This window comes from Nitrosomonas sp., from assembly GCF_043753625.1.
In the GTDB taxonomy this organism is placed as follows: Bacteria; Pseudomonadota; Gammaproteobacteria; order Burkholderiales; family Nitrosomonadaceae; genus Nitrosomonas.
Window position 1 is genome coordinate 12,316 of sequence record NZ_JAYUWI010000122.1, and the last position, 18,434, is coordinate 30,749.

Annotated in this window: 14 protein-coding genes and 2 pseudogenes; 9 read left to right on the plus strand and 7 right to left on the minus strand. The window is 48.0% G+C overall.

Annotation, left to right across the window (positions count from 1 at the left end):
• Positions 1 to 33 precede the first annotated feature (33 nt).
• Entirely contained in the window at positions 34 to 1,221 is a 1,188-nt protein-coding gene (locus ACH10T_RS10480) for a class I SAM-dependent methyltransferase (protein ID WP_394809221.1), read from the minus strand.
• 84 nt (positions 1,222 to 1,305) lie between these two features.
• Here ACH10T_RS10480 and ACH10T_RS10485 point away from each other — a divergent pair, with 84 nt between their 5' ends.
• Positions 1,306 to 2,046, plus strand: coding sequence for a pteridine reductase (locus tag ACH10T_RS10485; protein ID WP_394809222.1), 741 nt, complete (start codon positions 1,306 to 1,308; stop codon positions 2,044 to 2,046).
• A gap of 488 nt (positions 2,047 to 2,534) precedes the next feature.
• Here the strand turns inward: ACH10T_RS10485 and ACH10T_RS10490 are convergent, their stop codons facing one another.
• Together ACH10T_RS10490 and ACH10T_RS10495 are read right to left on the minus strand one after the other, a co-directional pair.
• Positions 2,535 to 2,873: a YraN family protein gene (locus ACH10T_RS10490; protein WP_394809223.1), complete on the minus strand. Its 339-nt coding sequence runs from the start codon at positions 2,871 to 2,873 to the stop codon at positions 2,535 to 2,537.
• Positions 2,860 to 3,978, minus strand: a complete 1,119-nt coding sequence (locus tag ACH10T_RS10495) for a penicillin-binding protein activator (RefSeq protein ID WP_394809224.1) — start codon at positions 3,976 to 3,978, stop codon at positions 2,860 to 2,862. Before ACH10T_RS10495 ends, ACH10T_RS10490 begins: the two co-directional genes overlap by 14 nt.
• Positions 3,979 to 3,988: 10 nt before the next feature.
• Between ACH10T_RS10495 and rsmI the strand changes: the two genes are divergently transcribed.
• Both rsmI and pyrC read left to right on the plus strand, forming a co-directional pair.
• A complete protein-coding gene (gene rsmI / locus ACH10T_RS10500; RefSeq protein WP_394809225.1) occupies positions 3,989 to 4,846 on the plus strand; it encodes a 16S rRNA (cytidine(1402)-2'-O)-methyltransferase in 858 nt (285 codons plus the stop codon).
• A gap of 51 nt (positions 4,847 to 4,897) precedes the next feature.
• Positions 4,898 to 5,935, plus strand: coding sequence for a dihydroorotase (gene pyrC / locus ACH10T_RS10505; protein ID WP_394809226.1), 1,038 nt, complete (start codon positions 4,898 to 4,900; stop codon positions 5,933 to 5,935).
• A 37-nt stretch (positions 5,936 to 5,972) separates the two neighbouring features.
• Here pyrC and ACH10T_RS10510 read toward each other — a convergent pair whose 3' ends face one another.
• The 3 genes and pseudogenes from ACH10T_RS10510 to ACH10T_RS10520 all read right to left on the minus strand — a co-directional run.
• Positions 5,973 to 6,341 (minus strand): DUF393 domain-containing protein, encoded by a 369-nt coding sequence (locus tag ACH10T_RS10510; protein ID WP_394809227.1) that lies wholly within the window; start codon positions 6,339 to 6,341, stop codon positions 5,973 to 5,975.
• Positions 6,342 to 6,414: 73 nt separating this feature from the next.
• On the minus strand, positions 6,415 to 6,786 hold the full coding sequence (locus ACH10T_RS10515) for a hypothetical protein (RefSeq protein ID WP_394809228.1): 372 nt from the start codon (positions 6,784 to 6,786) through the stop codon (positions 6,415 to 6,417).
• Between the two features lie 540 nt (positions 6,787 to 7,326).
• Positions 7,327 to 7,446, minus strand: a pseudogene (locus ACH10T_RS10520) (IS3 family transposase); the annotation flags it as partial.
• 545 nt (positions 7,447 to 7,991) lie between these two features.
• Here ACH10T_RS10520 and ACH10T_RS10525 point away from each other — a divergent pair.
• Positions 7,992 to 8,705 (plus strand): PEP-CTERM sorting domain-containing protein, encoded by a 714-nt coding sequence (locus tag ACH10T_RS10525; protein ID WP_394809229.1) that lies wholly within the window; start codon positions 7,992 to 7,994, stop codon positions 8,703 to 8,705.
• Positions 8,706 to 8,971: 266 nt separating this feature from the next.
• Positions 8,972 to 9,865 (plus strand): ROK family protein, encoded by an 894-nt coding sequence (locus ACH10T_RS10530; protein ID WP_394809230.1) that lies wholly within the window; start codon positions 8,972 to 8,974, stop codon positions 9,863 to 9,865.
• 48 nt (positions 9,866 to 9,913) lie between these two features.
• Here the strand turns inward: ACH10T_RS10530 and ACH10T_RS10535 are convergent, their stop codons facing one another.
• On the minus strand, positions 9,914 to 11,428 hold the full coding sequence (locus ACH10T_RS10535) for an NAD(P)H-hydrate dehydratase (protein WP_394809235.1): 1,515 nt from the start codon (positions 11,426 to 11,428) through the stop codon (positions 9,914 to 9,916).
• An 85-nt stretch (positions 11,429 to 11,513) separates the two neighbouring features.
• Here ACH10T_RS10535 and purL point away from each other — a divergent pair, with 85 nt between their 5' ends.
• From purL to ACH10T_RS10555, 4 genes and pseudogenes are all read left to right on the plus strand, one after another.
• Positions 11,514 to 15,524 carry a phosphoribosylformylglycinamidine synthase gene (gene purL / locus ACH10T_RS10540; protein ID WP_394809231.1) on the plus strand — a complete coding sequence of 1,337 codons (4,011 nt, stop codon included), beginning with the start codon at positions 11,514 to 11,516 and terminating at the stop codon, positions 15,522 to 15,524.
• Positions 15,525 to 15,641: 117 nt separating this feature from the next.
• Positions 15,642 to 16,871 (plus strand): ChaN family lipoprotein, encoded by a 1,230-nt coding sequence (locus tag ACH10T_RS10545; RefSeq protein ID WP_394809232.1) that lies wholly within the window; start codon positions 15,642 to 15,644, stop codon positions 16,869 to 16,871.
• An 18-nt stretch (positions 16,872 to 16,889) separates the two neighbouring features.
• Positions 16,890 to 17,879 (plus strand): hypothetical protein, encoded by a 990-nt coding sequence (locus ACH10T_RS10550; RefSeq protein WP_394809233.1) that lies wholly within the window; start codon positions 16,890 to 16,892, stop codon positions 17,877 to 17,879.
• Positions 17,880 to 17,969: 90 nt separating this feature from the next.
• A pseudogene (locus ACH10T_RS10555) lies at positions 17,970 to 18,434 on the plus strand (hypothetical protein); the annotation flags it as partial.

Consider the following 18,434-nt stretch of genomic DNA (forward strand, 5'->3'; position numbering starts at 1 on the left):
TCGGCATTATTTTTTGTTTTCTTTACTAAAAATTTATAATAAACGACTCATATCGCCAACACTAAATCCGATAAGGGGTTCAGAAAAATCTTTTCCAAAAGCGATGACCTTAAACAATTCACCCATTTCAGCAGGGCTGATCAATTTTTGCAATTGACTGGACTGTGGCAAAAACCTGCTCGTATCTTCTGCGGGTATTTGCGCAAGAATTCCGGTAATGCCGCAATTAATCAAAAAATAAGCTTGGGTGGTATAACCTAAAAGCGGTAATCCGCTATCTTCCGCGGCCTGAGTGATTGCACTAAAATCAACATGGCTGGTGATATCTTGCAGGCCAGGCAGGTAAAATGGATCGCCATGCGCATAATGCCGGTAGTGGCACATCAATGTGCCTTGATTGCGCTGGGGATGATAGTACTCGCTACGACCAAAACCATAGTCAATCAATAGAATGACGCCATGTTGTAAGAGGCTTGTCAGGCTGCGCATAAAGTGACCAGCAGTAAGATTAATTTCGCTGACATAGGAATAGGCTAAGCGATTGTCCGGATTGACCTGAGGCAGTAACTGTCCAGCACTGTGACTGAGTTCTGCATGATTAATAGGGCGATCTTGCCAGACAAATTGATTGTTTTGCCAAGTAACGCCCCGCTCAAATAACTCATTACTATGCCACGTCACAATATGGACGGGCATTGCGTCCAGCACTTCATTGGCAAGAATAGTGCCAGTAAATTGAGCAGGTAATTGCTCCAGCCATTCAATTATCGGTACAAGGTGCGGTGCTTTATTGGCAAATAGCATTTGCTGCCGCTGCCGTAGTTCGGCGCTGACTTCAAGAATAAAATATTTTCCAGGTAAAGCATCGGATTTTTCCAATTCGAGCAGTAAGTCCAGTGCCAGTTTGCCGGATCCGGCACCAAATTCAAGAATGTCGGCGTGTTTAATTTGCTGGGAAATTTGCAGAACCTGTTGTGCCAGTGTGCGGCCAAACAATGAAGAAATCTCCGACGCCGTGACAAAATCACCCGCGCTGCCCAGTTTGGTTGCTCCGCTGCTGTAATAACCCATTCCGGGTGCATACAAAGCCAGATTCATAAACTGCTCGAATGGAATCCAGCCACCGGCAGCATGAATCTCATCGCGAATTAGTGTTTGGACAGCGTGACTGTGAGCCAGTGCGATTTCACTGGCAGGTGGCAAGGTGGCATGTAAAGACATAAGCAAGAATATTTCTTTGTGGTAAATTGCAAAAGTTGTCAACGGATTGGGGCATAGTTTAGCAGCACTTTGAAGGAGGCGTATGTGCAAGGGAAAGTGATATTGGTTACCGGCGGTGCAAAGCGGGTGGGAGCCGCCATCTGCCGCAGGCTGCATGCACAAGGTGCCAGATTGGTTGTGCATTACCGTTCTTCACTCGATGAAGCCAAAGCGCTGTACGATGAATTAATTCAGAAGCGTTCTGATTCAGTGGCTTTGGTGCAGGCAGATCTGCTAGACACAGAATTATTGCCCGAATTGATCGAAAAGGCAGCTAACCGGTTCGGGCAACTGGATGTGTTGATTAACAACGCTTCCAGCTTTTTTCCGACACTGCTTCAGCAATGCACGCTGGAAGATTGGGATGATCTGGTTGGCACCAATCTTAGGGCGCCACTGTTTTTATCCCAAGCGGCAGCTCCATTTCTGAAAGCGCAACGAGGCTGCATCGTGAATATCGTCGACATCCATACCGAACGGCCATTAAAGAACTATGTGATCTACAATGCTGCCAAAGGTGGGCTATTATCACTGACCAAGTCACTGGCCGTGGAATTGGCGCCAGAAGTGCGTGTCAATGGCGTTTCGCCGGGGCCGATTTTATGGCCGGAAGATGGGGAATGGGCCGACGAAGCAGCACGTCAACATATTATTGCCGGTACTCTGCTCAAACGCTGTGGCGAACCGGATGATATTGCCAAAACTGTACAGTTTCTGATCGCCGATGCGCCTTATATCACCGGGCAGATTATTGCTGTGGATGGCGGACGGAGTATTCATTTATAGTCAATGAAATAATACACAGGAAAGACTAAAAGCATGCCAGCACATGATAATGAATCCAATAAAAATGAAGAAGAGTTTGGAATTGAAGAAGAATTGGAAATTTCTATTCCTCTTAAGAATTTTAGCTATAGCAATACAATTATTGAGTAAGAAGTATATAAAGGATGTTTCGTCCAGGGTTTTAGATCTGTTGTCTGTTGAACAAATGGCATTAGATCAATTTAAGATTATCGAGAGAATGGGCGACCTTAGTTCCAGTGATAGGAAAAGTATCCTAAAAAATAAATATTATTTAGACGACGATTACGAAGACAACATGTTTATACTGGATTGGAGTTACTGTCGTTTCTTTGCGCCAGGAGCAATGGTATATCCAATCATAATTAAGAGGAGAATGATTTCTCTAAGACTTAAGTGTTTTGAAAAAGATTAAAGGGTTTTATTTGGTGCTTTCTTAACGTAGTTGATTGGCTTCAGAAACTAATAATTCATTCACCAAACGCATTTTTGATCCATTCAATTTCTTTTCCATTCGACCCCGATAACAATAGCGCATCAAAGCGGCAGAGCGGTTCGCTGTTTAATCCAGACAAATAGTGCCGTGCGGTACGTAATAGCTTGGCTTGCTTCGCCGTTGTGATACTGGCTGCAGCGCCGCCGAACGTCTCATTTGCTCGCATGCGGACTTCGATAAAAACCAGCGTGGTTCCGTCACGCATAATCAGATCAATTTCTCCAAAACGACAGTGATAGTTTCTTGCGATGAGCAGCAGATGTTGCCGTTGCAGATACGATACGGCTATTTGCTCAGCATCACTGCCTTTCATTTTCTGTGGTATTTTTTTGTACATCCAGAAGTTGGATTTTGCCTTGCTCAAATTGAGCAGCAACGGCTTCACGGATAAATTGATTGGGGGGTGCAAAGTGAATGTATCCAGTTACACCGTCAAAAGAAATTTCTTCAATGGATTGTGGCTGCAGTAGGTAGGTCATTAAGCGGAATGCATCAATACCCAAAGCGTAAAGACGTTCCATGTCGGCACTCTTGGCTTTACCGGTGTGGCGGTAGGCCATGACGGCAGGGTGATCGGGTTGTATTAACCAGGGCATATCGAGAAACTGGATGCCATTCAAGTCATTATTGAGCAGGAAGTTATCGGCGCCGGTAAAAATCTGTGATGTGGCATACACTGGCACATCCGGGTCAAGGTATGTCCGCAGCACTCGTGATTTGGCGGAATCCAGAGCTAGGAAAACCAAGTGATTGTTGCCTGCTGTCAGATTGCGAAATTGTTGCAGTCTGGCTGGATTATCGGAATAGCGGAATGATTCAGCAGTTTTGCCATTTTCATTTTGCCATCGTTGCATAAAAGCATTTTGCAGGCGTTTGGATAATGGGCCGTCATCGCCGATGACAATGGCATGGTTTCTGCCGCTATTCTGCGCCCACTTTGCGATTTGACTGGCCTCTGTTTCCATTTGCAGGCCAAATAAATAAAATTTGGGCGGCAATGGCGCAGTATTATCTATTGTATTCAATGCTAAAGTAGGTACTTTTAATAGGCTGCTGGAGGCCATGGCCGAAACACCATCGCGGGTAAGCGGCCCCACTACGAATACAGCGCCAGCAGTCACTGCTTGATGAAAAGTAACGAGAATGTCGAGCGGATCATCCGTAGTCGAATATACGCGGATGATCAATGGCAGCGATTGTCCGCGCATTGTGGCAGCTACAAAACCGTCTTTTACAATGTTCGCCGCCGCTCCAAATGACAGCGACTCTAGCGGTAATAACAGCGCAATATGTGGCACAAGTGGCGGTTCAGATGCGCTTACCGGTTGAGAATGTTCTTCTGGGTGAGTGGCCATTGCCATCGGGCTGCCGTATAGTGCAAAGATTACCACCAGAACAATTGACAAAAAACGTTGCATAGTGAGGATTATGCTGGAAAAGATTGCATTATATGTGGTTGCCACACCAATAGGAAATTTAAGCGATATCGGCTTGCGTGCACTGGACATACTGGCGAAAGTGGATGTGGTTGCGGCTGAGCATATACAAAATTCCAGACATTTATTGGCAGCACATTCCATCACGGCAAAGCTGATCAGCTTGCATCAGCACAATGAAATGGCAGTTACGGACAAAATATTAGCCCTATTGAATTCCGGAAAAAGTGTTGCCTTGGTGACTGACGCAGGTACGCCGGGTATTTCTGATCCCGGCGCAATTCTGGTTAAACGTGTGCGTGAACAAGGTTATCCGGTTATTCCGGTTCCAGGTGCTAATGCAGCAATCTGTGCGTTGTCTGCAGCCGGTATCATGAATCCTCATTTTTTATTTTATGGTTTTTTACCTGCTAAAACCGGGTTGCGCAAACGTGAATTAACCGCATTAAAATTGCAGCATTGCACGTTGATATTTTATGAAGCACCCCATCGTATTCTGGAGTGTGTGGCTGATATGATGGATATCTTTGGGTCACAACGCCAATTGACCATTGCCCGGGAATTAACCAAGTTATTTGAAACGATCCATACGGGCACACTGGAAGAAACACTTGCTTGGCTCCAGGCAGATACCAATCAGCAAAAAGGCGAATTTGTTTTGTTGCTATCCGGTGCGGAAATCCTGGATAAATCCGAGACCAGCGAACAGGCCCGACATACATTAAAGTGCTTGTTAGCTGAATTGCCATTAAAGCAGGCAGTTAAACTGGCTACAGAGATTACGGGCGAAAACAAAAATACACTTTATCAATTGGCGCTAGACTTGAAGGCAACAGGATATCCCGAATAGCCGAAATGGCTGCGCTATAATGCAACCAATCAAAATAACACCTGATAAAACGTGACCAGCATAACCATTACTCGGCCTGATGATTGGCATTTGCATTTGCGCGACGGCGAGCAGCTGCTCGCCGTGCTACCCCATACGGCAAAACAATTTGCGCGTGCCATTATTATGCCGAACCTTAAACCGCCGGTTGTAACCACTGATATGGCACTGGCGTATCACGCACGAATACGGGCAGCATTGCCGACTATGCTGCAATCCGGTTTTGAGCCATTGATGACGCTCTATCTAACGGACAATACGCCGCCAGCAGAAATCATCCGGGCAAAAGCAAGCGGGGTAGTGCAGGGTGTGAAATTGTATCCGGCGGGTGCTACGACGAATTCGGATGCCGGCGTGACCGATATCGCCAAATGCTATGCCGCCCTGGAAGCAATGGAGAAGAACAATCTGCCATTGTTGGTGCACGGTGAAGTGACGGATTCTGATGTGGATGTGTTTGATAGAGAGAAAGTTTTTATCGACCGGATACTTGCGCCGCTGACGCAGCGTTTCCCGGATTTACGCATTGTGTTTGAGCATGTCACCACCCGTGATGCCGTGGCATTTGTAAGCGAAGCATCCCGGCGGGTCGCGGCCACCATTACCGCACATCATCTATTGCTGAATCGCAATGCGATCTTTCAAGGGGGCATCCGTCCGCACTACTTTTGCTTGCCGGTATTGAAACGTGAGATTCATCGACAAGCTCTGCTGGAAGCAGCGATTAGCGGTAATCCAAAATTTTTTCTTGGCACGGATAGTGCGCCCCACTCGCAAGCAAATAAGGAAAATGCCTGTGGTTGTGCAGGGATTTTTACAGCGCATGCAGCCATTGAGTTATACGCGACAGCATTTGAGCAAGCCGGTGCGCTGGATAAGCTGGAAGCGTTTGCCAGCTTTTACGGCGCAGATTTCTACCAATTGCCGCGCAACACCGGCTATATCACACTCAAAAAAGAAAAATGGATTGTTCCGGGACAATTTGCGTTTGCAGGAGAGAAACTGATACCACTCTATGCCGAGACCAGTCTGGGCTGGAAAATGGGATAAGGTCAGATATTCTTCAACAAACAGAGTTGAGAATCGGCTACCAGTGCTTTAATGCCCGGTTCCAGCGATAAAGCAGCCAGGCAAAGCCGTTATAGATCAGCCGTGCGAGTGATCGGATGACGGGCAATTGAAACAACCTGGCTAACCAGCGCTGATTCGGTGTTTGCTGCCAAAGGTGGATAAATGCATCGGCACCAATATTGAGCTGGCCATTGCGGTCTTTGACATACAATCGTTCGCGTACTTGCTCTAGCGAACTTCCTACTTCTGAAACCGCATCCGGATTGTTATGTACATCTACCCATTCAATATCGTTAACCCCGCATTCCTGCATGCGTCTGCGTTGATCTTTGATTCCTGCATTGCAAACGGGGCAAGCGCTGTTGTAATACACTTTGCTGGGCATTTTGAAGTTTATTTTCCAGGAAACAAACCAGGAGTATAAACTTCCTGAGACTTAAATTTAAAATGCTTTTAGATCATGAAATATCCGATACATTTTTGGCGTGTAGTTTTGGGTACCGGCTGGTAGTTGTCTGTATGTCTTTCTGCTTATCCCCGCATTTCCCATATCCTAATAATTTGTAGGACCAATAGGCGCCTAAGCCAAATGCGATAGTTGCTAAGAGGACCGGATAAGGTGTGGATATCTCCAAATTCCAGAGCCACCATTCCAAGCCTGCTAATACAATAAAAATAACTGGGGCTATAACTAAGGGTAATGCATCGTTATCCAGAATCGTGTCGAATTTTTCTTGAATTAAACGACCAGAGTTGTGAAGAAAATTGGTGGTTCGCGACGAACGATTCTTTGCTCTTTGTGTGGTGATCTTTAAGCGTAATTTAGGCATTTATTTAATTATGACGAGTGGAGTTATAATAAATTTTTTGAATGAATCAGATCAAAACCTTGATCCGAAGTTTTTATTATTTATCGGTAAGCAGCCAGAAAAGTTTATAGCTTGAACAAACTTGGATCTGATGTGGATTACAGTGAAGGCCGGAATAAGAGAGTTCTAACCTATCTATCGGTTGATCGGTTTATAGTGTTCATCAGACCGACTATATTTACAAGAGCGCTACCGATAATTGGAATATCATCGGCGCACCTTTCGGTAATGGGCCTTATGCAGGCTGAACTTTAGATTCGATGATCACTTTTCATTGGATTCGTCGGTCAGCACCAGTTCGACAATTTTTTGTTTCGAAGATGCCAGCGGTTCAGTCGCGCCAATCCATTGCTTACGCACTTCTATTGGCTGATCCAAGACTTTTTTTGAGCCAGTCCAGTTTCATCTTCAACCGCCCGATTTCAGAATAGAGCCGATCGGAACTGACAGATGGATCGACAGGTTTCGGGCCGCGTTTCGCATCAAATAGGTTAGATGCCTGCTCTTGCAGCTCCTTCTTCCACAAACCAACTTGCGTCGGATGTACACCAAACTCCTGGCCTATTTCATTCACTGTCTTGATACCGCGCGGATCGCTTCAAGTGCAACCTTGGCCTTCAAATCACCCGTAAAATTCTTGCGCTTTGTTCCTGTCATCTCCTGTCCATTTTTCCAGCAGGGTACCATCTTAATTCACTGTCCGAAAATTCGGGTCCACTATATTCACAAACTTATCCACAGGAATTGTGGATAATCAATAAAATCCTATGACAAATAAGACGATAGCTCGAGAAAATATAGTTAATTCTTGGGAAGAAGCGAGCTCTATTTGAGAAAACACACCTAAAGTATAGCGAACTGCCAAGGAAGAATCGCTCAGATTATGTGTTGCCAGTTTTTAGCATATCAATACACATAATAACCTCAGTATACAATCAGAGATTTTCCCCATTTCTTGCTTTGCTAATGAATTACAGGATTCATTCGTGACAAATGTACAAGAAATAAAGGATTCTTTGACTATAGTATTGGAATAATCGGAAGATTAATATCTCAGCACGGGATTCTTAGCATCTATAAAGAATAGAAACGCAAGGTTCTGTAATTAAAATTCAGGTTGATGTTTGATCTCCCCCTAAATCAAAAAAATATCAGAGGAGTCTATAATGAAAATTCAAAAATTAGCAATTCTAGCAACTGTTGTAATGAGCATTTTTGCGGCACCTGCGTTTGCTAACATTGGCGATACTGCAACTTACAAGTTTGATTTACCTGCAACCGCATCGTTTAGTTCAGGTTATCCCGTTGTTGCCGAACTAACATTAACTGAAACAGCGAGTGGTGTTGTTGAATTTACGCTGACACCAAACTGGGCGTCCCCAGGTTTCACACATGCTGATTCGACAGTGAATCATCTCGAGTTTGTTTACCAAGGACCAGCTCTTACGGACGTAAATTTTTCACAGCCGACAGTTCATGGCGCTGATGTTAAAACATTTGCATACAATAGTGGATCCAATATGGACAGCGGCTACAAATCAGATGATCAATACATTGCGATTGACTGGTTTCCACATAACAAGGCTGATCGGTTTGATGATGATTTTTTAAACAGTAGTTGGACAATATCCGGTACAGGTATCGATATAACAGATTTCACCGGAACCATAGCTCACCATACTGCTGGCAAACCAGATCCAATTTTCGGGATAATATCTGTGGATCCCTATTCACTTACAAATCCTCATCCAACACCTTCGAATTGGGTAACCTCACCAGTTCCAGAACCAGAATCCTATGCGATGATGCTAGTTGGATTAGGCTTAATAGGGTTTTCATTACGTAATCAAAAAAGTAACAATACCAGTTTTTCCTCTTAGCATCTGCTGAAGGAGAAACGCTTAAAAGAGATCAATCCATCTTGAGATTGATCTCTTTTTTAACAGATGCTGTCTAGAATAAAGATTCTCTTCTTCATAAAAGATGGTTTTATTCGCCAAGCTTGAACGTAGTCTTTTATCTCTACAAGATATCTGCGACTAGCTGCCTCACTTTACTTCTGTAATTCCTATCAGCGGCTCAATTTTTGCATCGCAATGAGTAATCCAGCAGAATAGCTTGGGGAAACAACTATTGAGATTAACCAATGCGTATCGGTATTGATTTGGGTGGTACGAAAATAGAAGGTGTGGTGCTGGGTCATGACGGCCATGAATTGCTGAGAAAGCGCGTAGATACGCCGCAATCTGATGGCTATCAGGCCATTTTGCATAGAGTTGAGCAACTTGTTGGGGAGCTTGAAACTGGGATTGGAATGACATGTTCGATAGGAATCGGTACTCCCGGCGCTATTTCGGCGCTAACAGGCGCCATGAAGAATTCTAATACCGTCTGCTTGAATGGGCGGCCATTGCTTGAGGATTTGCAAACACTGCTGCATCGGCCGCTACGCATTGCCAATGATGCCAATTGCTTTACTTTGAGCGAAGCGCTGGATGGCGCGGGGAAAGACTATGGTGTAGTGTTCGGCGTGATTATGGGTACCGGTGTGGGTGGGGGTATCGTATTCAACGGGCAATTGCATCAAGGCCAGCAACATCTCGGCGGTGAGTGGGGCCATAATATTCTGGAGTTGGATGGGCCGGATTGTTACTGTGGCCAAAAGGGCTGTGTTGAAACGCTGATTTCCGGACCTGGATTAGCCACTGATTTTCATCGTCACGGCGGGGACAGTGCATTGCTAGCCAGAGATATCGTGACGCTGGCAGCACAAGGCGATGCTTTAGCGGAGGCTGCAATGCAACGTTTTTTTGATCGTTTTGGCCGCGCCATGGCAACGGTGGTAAATATCCTTGATCCAGATGTTATCGTGCTGGGTGGCGGACTTTCAAACGTGGAGAGACTCTATTCTGAAGGCCGGGAAAGGGTGGCTCATTATGCCTTTAATGATGAGTTCATGACCCCGATTCTGAAGAACATTCATGGTGACAGTTCCGGCGTGCGGGGTGCCGCGCAGTTGTGGCGCAGTGACGAAATCTAAATGAAATTCACGCAGCTTAATCGCACATTTGGTACAACGCAGCATTATTTATCTCTGATAAATCCATTCATTCAATAATAATCGCCCAGCAACAGTGATCTCCGATGCGACCATGCCCAGCGGCCCATGATTCTGCTGCAACAATTGATCCGCCGCCGCACCATGCAAATAAACCGCCAGCAACAGCGCCTGATCCGGATTCAAACCTTGTGCGATCAGTGCGCCGATCATACCCGCTAACACATCGCCGGTACCCGCGGTACTAAGTCCGGGATTGCCGCTGGTGTTCAGGTAGCGCTTTCCGTCCGGGAAACAACAAATGCTGCCAGCGCCTTTCAATACTGCGTAACAATTGAATTGCTGCGCGATTTGATGGACGGCATTCATGCGGTTGCTTTGTACAGCGGCGGTATCGGTATTCAATAGGCGGGCGGCTTCGGCGGGGTGCGGTGTCAAGATGGTGTGAGCGTTACGCTGGCTGAGTGTTATGCCCAAGTGAGGGTGCTGTGCAATCAGGTTGAGCGCATCGGCATCGAGAACCAGCGTCACGTCACTATTCAGTGCATTCTCCAGCCACGATAATGCTTCCGGTGTGTTACCCAGCCCTGGGCCGATCACCAGGCAATGTAATGTTTTTAACGTAAACAGCTCGGATGGGGAGCGCAGCATGAGTTCCGGTTGCGAGAAATCGACAGGCGGCACAGCTTGTGCCAGCAAGCCTAAATAGACGCGCCCTGCACCCAGATGTAATGCTGCTCGTCCTGCCAGCAACGCCGCGCCGACCATGCCGGTGGAGCCGCCGAGGATTGCAACGCTGCCGAAAGAACCTTTGTGGCTATTGGCAGAGCGGGGCGGTGGTAGCAGCGATTGCGCGAGTTTTTGATTGAGCAGCCAGGTGTGCGGTGCGAGTGGGGAGGCGAGTTGGACATCCAGCTCGCGCAGCAGAACAGTGCCGCAATATTCGGGCCCGAAATTGGTGAATAAACCGGGTTTGAGTCCAATAAATGTCACGGTAGTGGTGGCGCGGATTGCTGTGCCATAAATGCAGCCGTCGTCGCTGCCCAGGCCGGATGGAATATCCAGCGCCACGATGGGCACATTCAGTTGATTGACGGTATCCACCCATTTCCGGTATGTGCCCGCGATTGGCCGGTTCTGGGATTGATCCAGACCAATGCCAAACAGCCCGTCGATCACTGCACCCCAGTTTTGATCGCCGTCGGGAATGCCGGTAGAAATTTCACCACCGATATCGAACCAGGCTTGGATCGCCTGTTTGGCATCCGGCGGAACACGGTTGCGATCGCCAGTGAATACTACGGTGACCGCATTGCCCCATTCTTTTAGATAACGCGCCACAACAAAGGCATCGCCACCGTTATTGCCCGGGCCGGCGAGCACTAATACGTGATGGTTTGGGTTCTTGTGCAATTGGTCACGGACAATTTGCGCCGCGGCCAAGCCCGCTTTTTCCATTAAGCGGGGCGGTTTCGGCAGTATCGCGGCCTGATGCTCAATTTCGCGTATTTCGGCGGTTAAAAATACCGCATCGGCAATCGTCATAATTTTTAGTATCACTGGATGATCCACGATAAGTACATCTTCTCGTGTAAAATTGCAATCTTTAAATAATCGCTTATTTCCTCTGATGCTCCAATTTTGTGGTGGACGTGCGCTTTCTCCGTTTCGTCTGGAAAAATTATTCAAAGCAATTAATATACTGAACTTGCAAGTATCCGCGATCCATACGGAATACTGGCATTTTTGTTCGGTAACACGAAACCTGCAGAATGATGAGCTGGGTGCGCTGAAAAAGTTACTCAACAATGATCCGGCGCAGGAGAATAATCCGTATCCCGGCGAGTTTTTTTTAGTATTGCCACGCCCAGGAACCATTTCTTCCTGGTCGAGTAAAGCGACGGATATTGCACGCCACTGCGGATTAGCTGCAGTCGAGCGGATTGAACGGGGTATCGCGTTTTATATTCAATGTCATGCAAAACTTTCTGCAGCGGATAAGGCACGCCTTGCACCGCTCATTCATGATCGAATGACGGAAGCCGTATTTGGTTCATTCGATGATGCGGCCAAGTTATTTCAGCATTTTGCACCGAAGCCGCTTAACACCATTGACGTGATGAGCGGCGGTATCGAGGCGCTGCGGCAGGCGAACCAAGCCATGGGATTGGCGCTGTCGGCAGATGAAATTGAGTATCTGGCCTATCATTTTACGCAAGCTGCGCGCAATCCGACCGATGTCGAATTGATGATGTTTGCCCAGGCGAATTCCGAGCATTGCCGCCATAAAATATTTAATGCAGATTGGATTATGGATGGCAAATCGCAAGATAAATCGCTGTTTGCGATGATCCGCAACACGCATCAAACGCATCCGCAAGGCACGATTGTGGCGTATGCCGATAATTCCAGCGTCATCGAAGGGGCGGAGATAACGCGTTTTTATCCGGGAAACCAGCAGGTTTATGGTTACGCCCAAGAAAAAACACATTTGCTGATGAAAGTCGAAACACATAATCACCCGACCGCCATTTCTCCTTTTCCCGGCGCTGCAACCGGTGTCGGCGGAGAAATCCGCGATGAAGGTGCAACCGGCCGGGGCGCCAAACCCAAGGCCGGGTTATCCGGTTTTTCGGTATCTAATCTGAACATACCCGGTTATGCGCAACCGTGGGAATACGATCGTTCCAATCCCGATGGCCAGTCAACTTATGGCAAACCCGGTCGCATTGCTTCGGCGTTGCAGATCATGCTGGAAGGACCGATCGGCGGCGCGGCATTTAATAACGAGTTCGGACGGCCTAATCTGGCGGGCTATTTCCGTACATTCGAAGAGCGGGTTGCCGGGGAGATGCGCGGTTATCACAAACCGATCATGCTGGCCGGTGGCATCGGGCAAATTTCAGACGCGCACGTGCGCAAGGAAAAATTTCCGCCGGGTACCTTGCTGATTCAATTGGGCGGGCCGGGTATGCTAATTGGATTGGGTGGTGGCGCGGCTTCCAGCATGGATACCGGCACCAATCGGGAAGCGTTGGATTTTGACTCGGTGCAACGCGGCAATCCGGAAATGGAACGGCGTGCTCAGGAAGTGATTGACCGCTGCTGGCAGTTGGAAAGAACCGGTGCAGGCAATCCGATTTTATTCATTCATGATGTCGGTGCGGGTGGTTTATCCAATGCGTTTCCGGAATTGGTGCACGACTCCGGCCGAGGTGGGCGTTTCAATTTGCGCGATATTCCTTCCGAGGAATCCAGCATGTCGCCGATGCAGATCTGGAGTAACGAAGCACAGGAACGTTATGTACTGGCTATCAAACCGGAATCGCTAAGGCTATTTGAAAATATTTGTGAGCGCGAGCGTTGCCCATTTTCAGTCGTGGGCGAGGCAACCGCTGATGAACAATTGTTGGTCACTGATCAGGAATCAGCAATACCGCCTGTTGATATGGCTTTGTCGGTATTGCTGGGCAAACCGCCCAAAATGACCCGCAATGTTGTTCACGGCGGCAGAATACTCCCGGCACTTGATTGGTCTGGTACGGATTTGACGGAAGCCGCCTACCGGGTTTTGCGTTTGCCTGCGGTGGCTGACAAAACTTTTCTAATCACGATTGGTGACCGCAGTGTCGGCGGCATGACGGCGCGCGATCAGATGGTCGGCCCGTGGCAGATTCCGGTCGCAGATGTCGCGGTGACCAGCATGGGGTATCAGACTGATCTGGGTGAAGCTTTTGCTATTGGGGAGCGCACGCCGCTGGCGTTGATTGATCCTGCGGCGGCAGCGCGGATGGCGGTCGGCGAGGCGATCACCAATATCGCTGCCGCAGCGATTGCTGAGATCGGTAATATCAAGCTTTCAGCCAATTGGATGGCTGCGACGGGTCATCCGGGCGAAGATGCCGGGTTATACGATGCGGTTTATACCGTCGGCATGGAATTGTGCCCGCAACTGGGAATCAGCATCCCGGTGGGGAAAGATTCGATGTCGATGAAGACCGCCTGGGAAGAGACCGATCAAAAGACGCATGAGAAGATTCGCAAAGAAGTCACGGCACCCTTATCACTGATCATTTCCGCATTCTCCAGCGTCACCGATGTGCGCAAAACTTTAACGCCGCAATTACGCAACGATTGCGGTGACACCGAATTGATTCTGATTGATTTGGGGCATGGGCAGAATCGTTTGGGCGGTTCAGCGCTGGCGCAAGTGTATAAACAAGTCGGTAATGTCGCGCCAAATATCGACGGTGAAGCTGGGGTTACCAAACTCAAGGCATTGTTTACTGCTGTCCAAAGACTCAATCAGGGGAATAAAGTATTGGCCTATCATGACCGTTCCGATGGTGGTCTGTTTGCAACGCTGTGCGAAATGGCTTTTGCCGGACATACCGGAGTGACGGTTAATCTGGATCAGTTGTGTTTTGACGCGCAGTGTAGCGATATCGACGGATCTGAATTGCGGCCCGAGCAGTTGAGCGGCCGCTTCCTGGAACGTTTGTTTGCTGTGTTGTTTAATGAGGAATTGGGCGTCGTTCTGCAGATCAAAACCGCGCAGCGTCAGGAAGTCATGCAGATATTGACCGAAGCTGGATTGCGCGATGTCAGCTTTGTTATCGGACAGCTGAACGCAACCGATGAAATCCGCCTGATGCGCAATAATAAGCCGGTGCTGGCAGAAAAACGGATCGATTTGCAGCGCGCCTGGTCAGAAACCACGTATCAGATGCAAAAACTGCGCGACAATCCGGTCTGTGCGGAACAGGAATACGACCGCATTCTGGATGCCGCTGATCCCGGTCTGCAGGTTGCACTGCATTTTGATGCGAATGAAGATATTGCCGCGCCGAATATTCAAACCGGTGTACGTCCCCGCATGGCGATCTTGCGTGAGCAAGGTGTGAATGGCCATGTGGAAATGGCGGCGGCGTTTGACCGGGCAGGTTTTACCGCAATCGATGTGCATATGAGCGATATCATTGCGGGGCGTGTGTCGCTAAAAGATTTCAAAGGATTTGTCGCGTGCGGCGGATTTTCCTATGGCGATGTACTCGGTGCGGGCGAAGGCTGGGCCAAATCGATTTTATTCAATGCCCGCGCACGGTCTGAGTTTGAGGCGTTTTTTCAGCGCAACGATACGTTTGCGCTGGGTGTCTGCAATGGTTGTCAGATGATGAGCAATTTGCATGAAATCATTCCCGGCGCTGAGGCTTGGCCGCGTTTTAAGCGCAATGTATCGGAACAATTTGAAGCGCGTTTTGTGATGGTGGAAATACAGCAAAGCCCGTCGTTATTTTTTGATGGCATGGCAGGCAGCCGGATGCCGATCACGGTGGCACATGGTGAAGGCAGAGTTGAATTTTCTTCCGTTCAACCGGAGAATGCTGCTGCATTGGTGACGATGCGTTTTGTGGATAATCACGGGAGAATTACTGAGAATTATCCTTATAATCCGAATGGATCGCTTCAGGGAATAACCGGGTTAACCACGCCCGATGGACGTTTTAATGTATTGATGCCGCATCCGGAGCGAGTGTTCCGGGTATCGCAACACTCCTGGTATCCCAATGCACGCTCTGGCTCGACTGATGATGGTCCGTGGATGCGCCTGTTCAGAAATGCGCGTAAGTGGGTTGGATAAACAACAAGCTCAGGGCGAACGGTAATGTGTTAATCCCGTTCGTGATAGGCTTGTCGAACTTTGGATGAAGTCAACTGTGTTTTCTTAGGAATTGATCTATTAACAGGATGATCAGAAATGACAAATTTTAGTATAAGCCGACGCAACAGAATTTTGATCCTGGGCACATTGCTATTGAGTTTGTGCTGGAGTAATAGTTGGGCTGCTATTACACCGGCAAAAAAACCCGTGCCAAAGGATTGCGTACCATTGGGAAATTGGGTGATTCCAGGCTCCGGGCAGACCACACAACAGGATGTCATCTCGCGTGCAGCGAAAGCCTCGGTGGTGCTGCTGGGTGAAACGCACGTCAATGCCGATCATCACCGCTGGCAACTGCAAACCCTGGTTGCCTTGCATGCGGTGCGTCCGAATATGGTGATCGGGTTTGAAATGTTTCCGCGCCGGGTACAGGCGGTGCTGGATAAATGGGTCGCCGGTGAGTTAACGGAAAAAGAATTTCTGCGGGCGGCGGAATGGGACCGGGTTTGGAATACCGATGCCAATCTGTATCTGCCCTTATTTCATTTTGCGCGCATGAACCATATTCCCATGCGGGCTTTGAATATTGAATCGAATCTGCGGCGTCTGGTGTCGGAAAAGGGTTTTTATGGGGTTTCAATAGAGCAACGTGAAGGATTGACGCGGCCTGCCGAACCAAGCCAGGCCTATTTGGATTATTTATTTCCGATTTATAAGCAGCATGATCGCAAAGATAAGCAGAAAGGGGAAATGAATCAGGATGACCCGGATTTCAGGCGCTTTATTTCCGGGCAGCAATTGTGGGATCGCGCCATGGCGCAGATACTACACCGGGCTATAGCGGAATCTACCGGTTCAGAAAAACCATTGGTTGTCGGTGTGATGGGCGCAGGCCATGTGCTGCATGGTTTTGGTGTTACCCATCAGTTGCATGACTTGGGCGTTCAGAATGTTGCTGCGTTATTGCCGTGGGATAGCAATAAATCCTGCAAAAATCTCGTGAAAGGTGTGGCGGATGCCGTGTTTGGCGTTCTGCCCAATGCTTCCGAATCTTTTCAGCCACAATTCCAACGGCTGGGTATTCGCTTTGAAATGGGCAGGGGCGGGGCCGTGGTGTTGCAAGTTGAGAAAAATAGCATAGCTGCGGCTGCCAAGTTGCAGGATTCCGACGTGATTCTTGAAATGGCCGGGTTGCCACTTAAAAATACCGAGGATGTTGTCACCATCGTGAAACGTCAGGCGCCGGGAACCTGGTTGCCATTAAAAATCAAACGAGATGATCAAGAAATGCGAATCATCGCCAAGTTTCCATTACTCAAATATTAATCAACACTTCATTATCTTATGACAGGTCGCGTATTCATCAGAAATTTTCTCATTTTTTTATTCATCGGCAGCGTTGCGCAGCTTGCTATTGCAGCCCCCGTTAATTATAACGAGATTGATTACGATATGACGGTACGGATCGATCCCATCGCCCGTACCATCGAAGGCAAAAGCATCATCACGGTTAAAAATCCCAGGGAGGTTAACCTAGTGCTGGGACAGGCATTTGAAGTCACCGAAGCGCTATTTAATGGTAATTTGCTGGGTATCGGCCGTGAACAGACCAATCAGCCGCATCTTTGGAAGATCCCCTTTAATTTCAGTCAACAGCATCAGTTTGAGATTCATTGGCGGGGGAAATTGGCGCAACTGGACGACTCACTCGATCATCAGCAGACTTTGGGAAGACCGATTGCTGCCAGCGGTGAAGCCGGTACCTTCTTACCCGATGCATCCAACTGGTATCCACGTGTTGCAGATGGATTGGCGCGCTATAAAGTCAAATTGGAATTGCCTGCCGGTCAGCGTGGCCTAGTGGCCGGCCGGTTAATTGAAGAGCGTGAATCCGAACAAGGCTATCACGCCGCTTTTGAATTCCCACACCCAGCCGAAGGCATTGATTTGATGGCCGGGCCGTATGTGATTGAAACGCAGACGCACCAAAATATCAATAACCGGCCGATCCAACTGCGTACCTACTTCCACCCGCAAATCGGCAAACTATCGGGCGATTATCTGGAAGCCGTCAAGCGCTATCTGATCCTGTATGAGAAATGGATAGGCGAGTATCCGTACACCGAGTTCAGCATTGTCTCCAGTCCCACGCCGACCGGTTTTGGTATGCCGACATTAACCTATCTCGGCATCAATGTGCTGCAACTGCCGTTTATCCGCGATACCTCGCTCGGCCATGAAGTGCTGCACAACTGGTGGGGCGGCATATATTTCTTATTTCTTCACTCTTTCCCACTTTATCCAATAAACACCGGCATTACAGCTAGTTTCTAGGCTGCCTGAATTCCGCAAGGATTATTGTTTCTATCTGTTTTCTCCTGTTTTTCATGTATCATTTACGGAATATTTACGGAGAGGGCGAGAATGGCATCAATAAGGAAAAAGGGTTCTGGCTATGAGGCGGCTGTTGCGCGTAAGGGTGTGCGCAAGTCTGCAATGTTTCCAACAAAGATTGCCGCGCAAATGTGGGCCGCCGAAATCGAGAAGAAAATTATCCAGGGCGGTTTCTCTGGTGGCCATGGCAAAACCGTTGGGGATTTGTTGCAAAGATATGTTTCTACTGTTTCAGTTAATAAGCGTGGAGCGGTAGAGGAAGGCTATCGAGTTAATGGTATATGCAGGGAAGATATAGCCAAGGTACAGCTTGATGAATTAAAGCCCTGTCACATGGCTGAGTGGCGCGACAAAAGATTGGGATCAGTTGTCTCGGCAACCGTGCTGCGTGAATGGGGCATGTTATCCCATGCGTTTAATATCGCTATTAACGAATGGGGTTGGATGACAGAAAATCCGCTCAAAAAGGTAACCAAGCCAAAAACACCACAACCA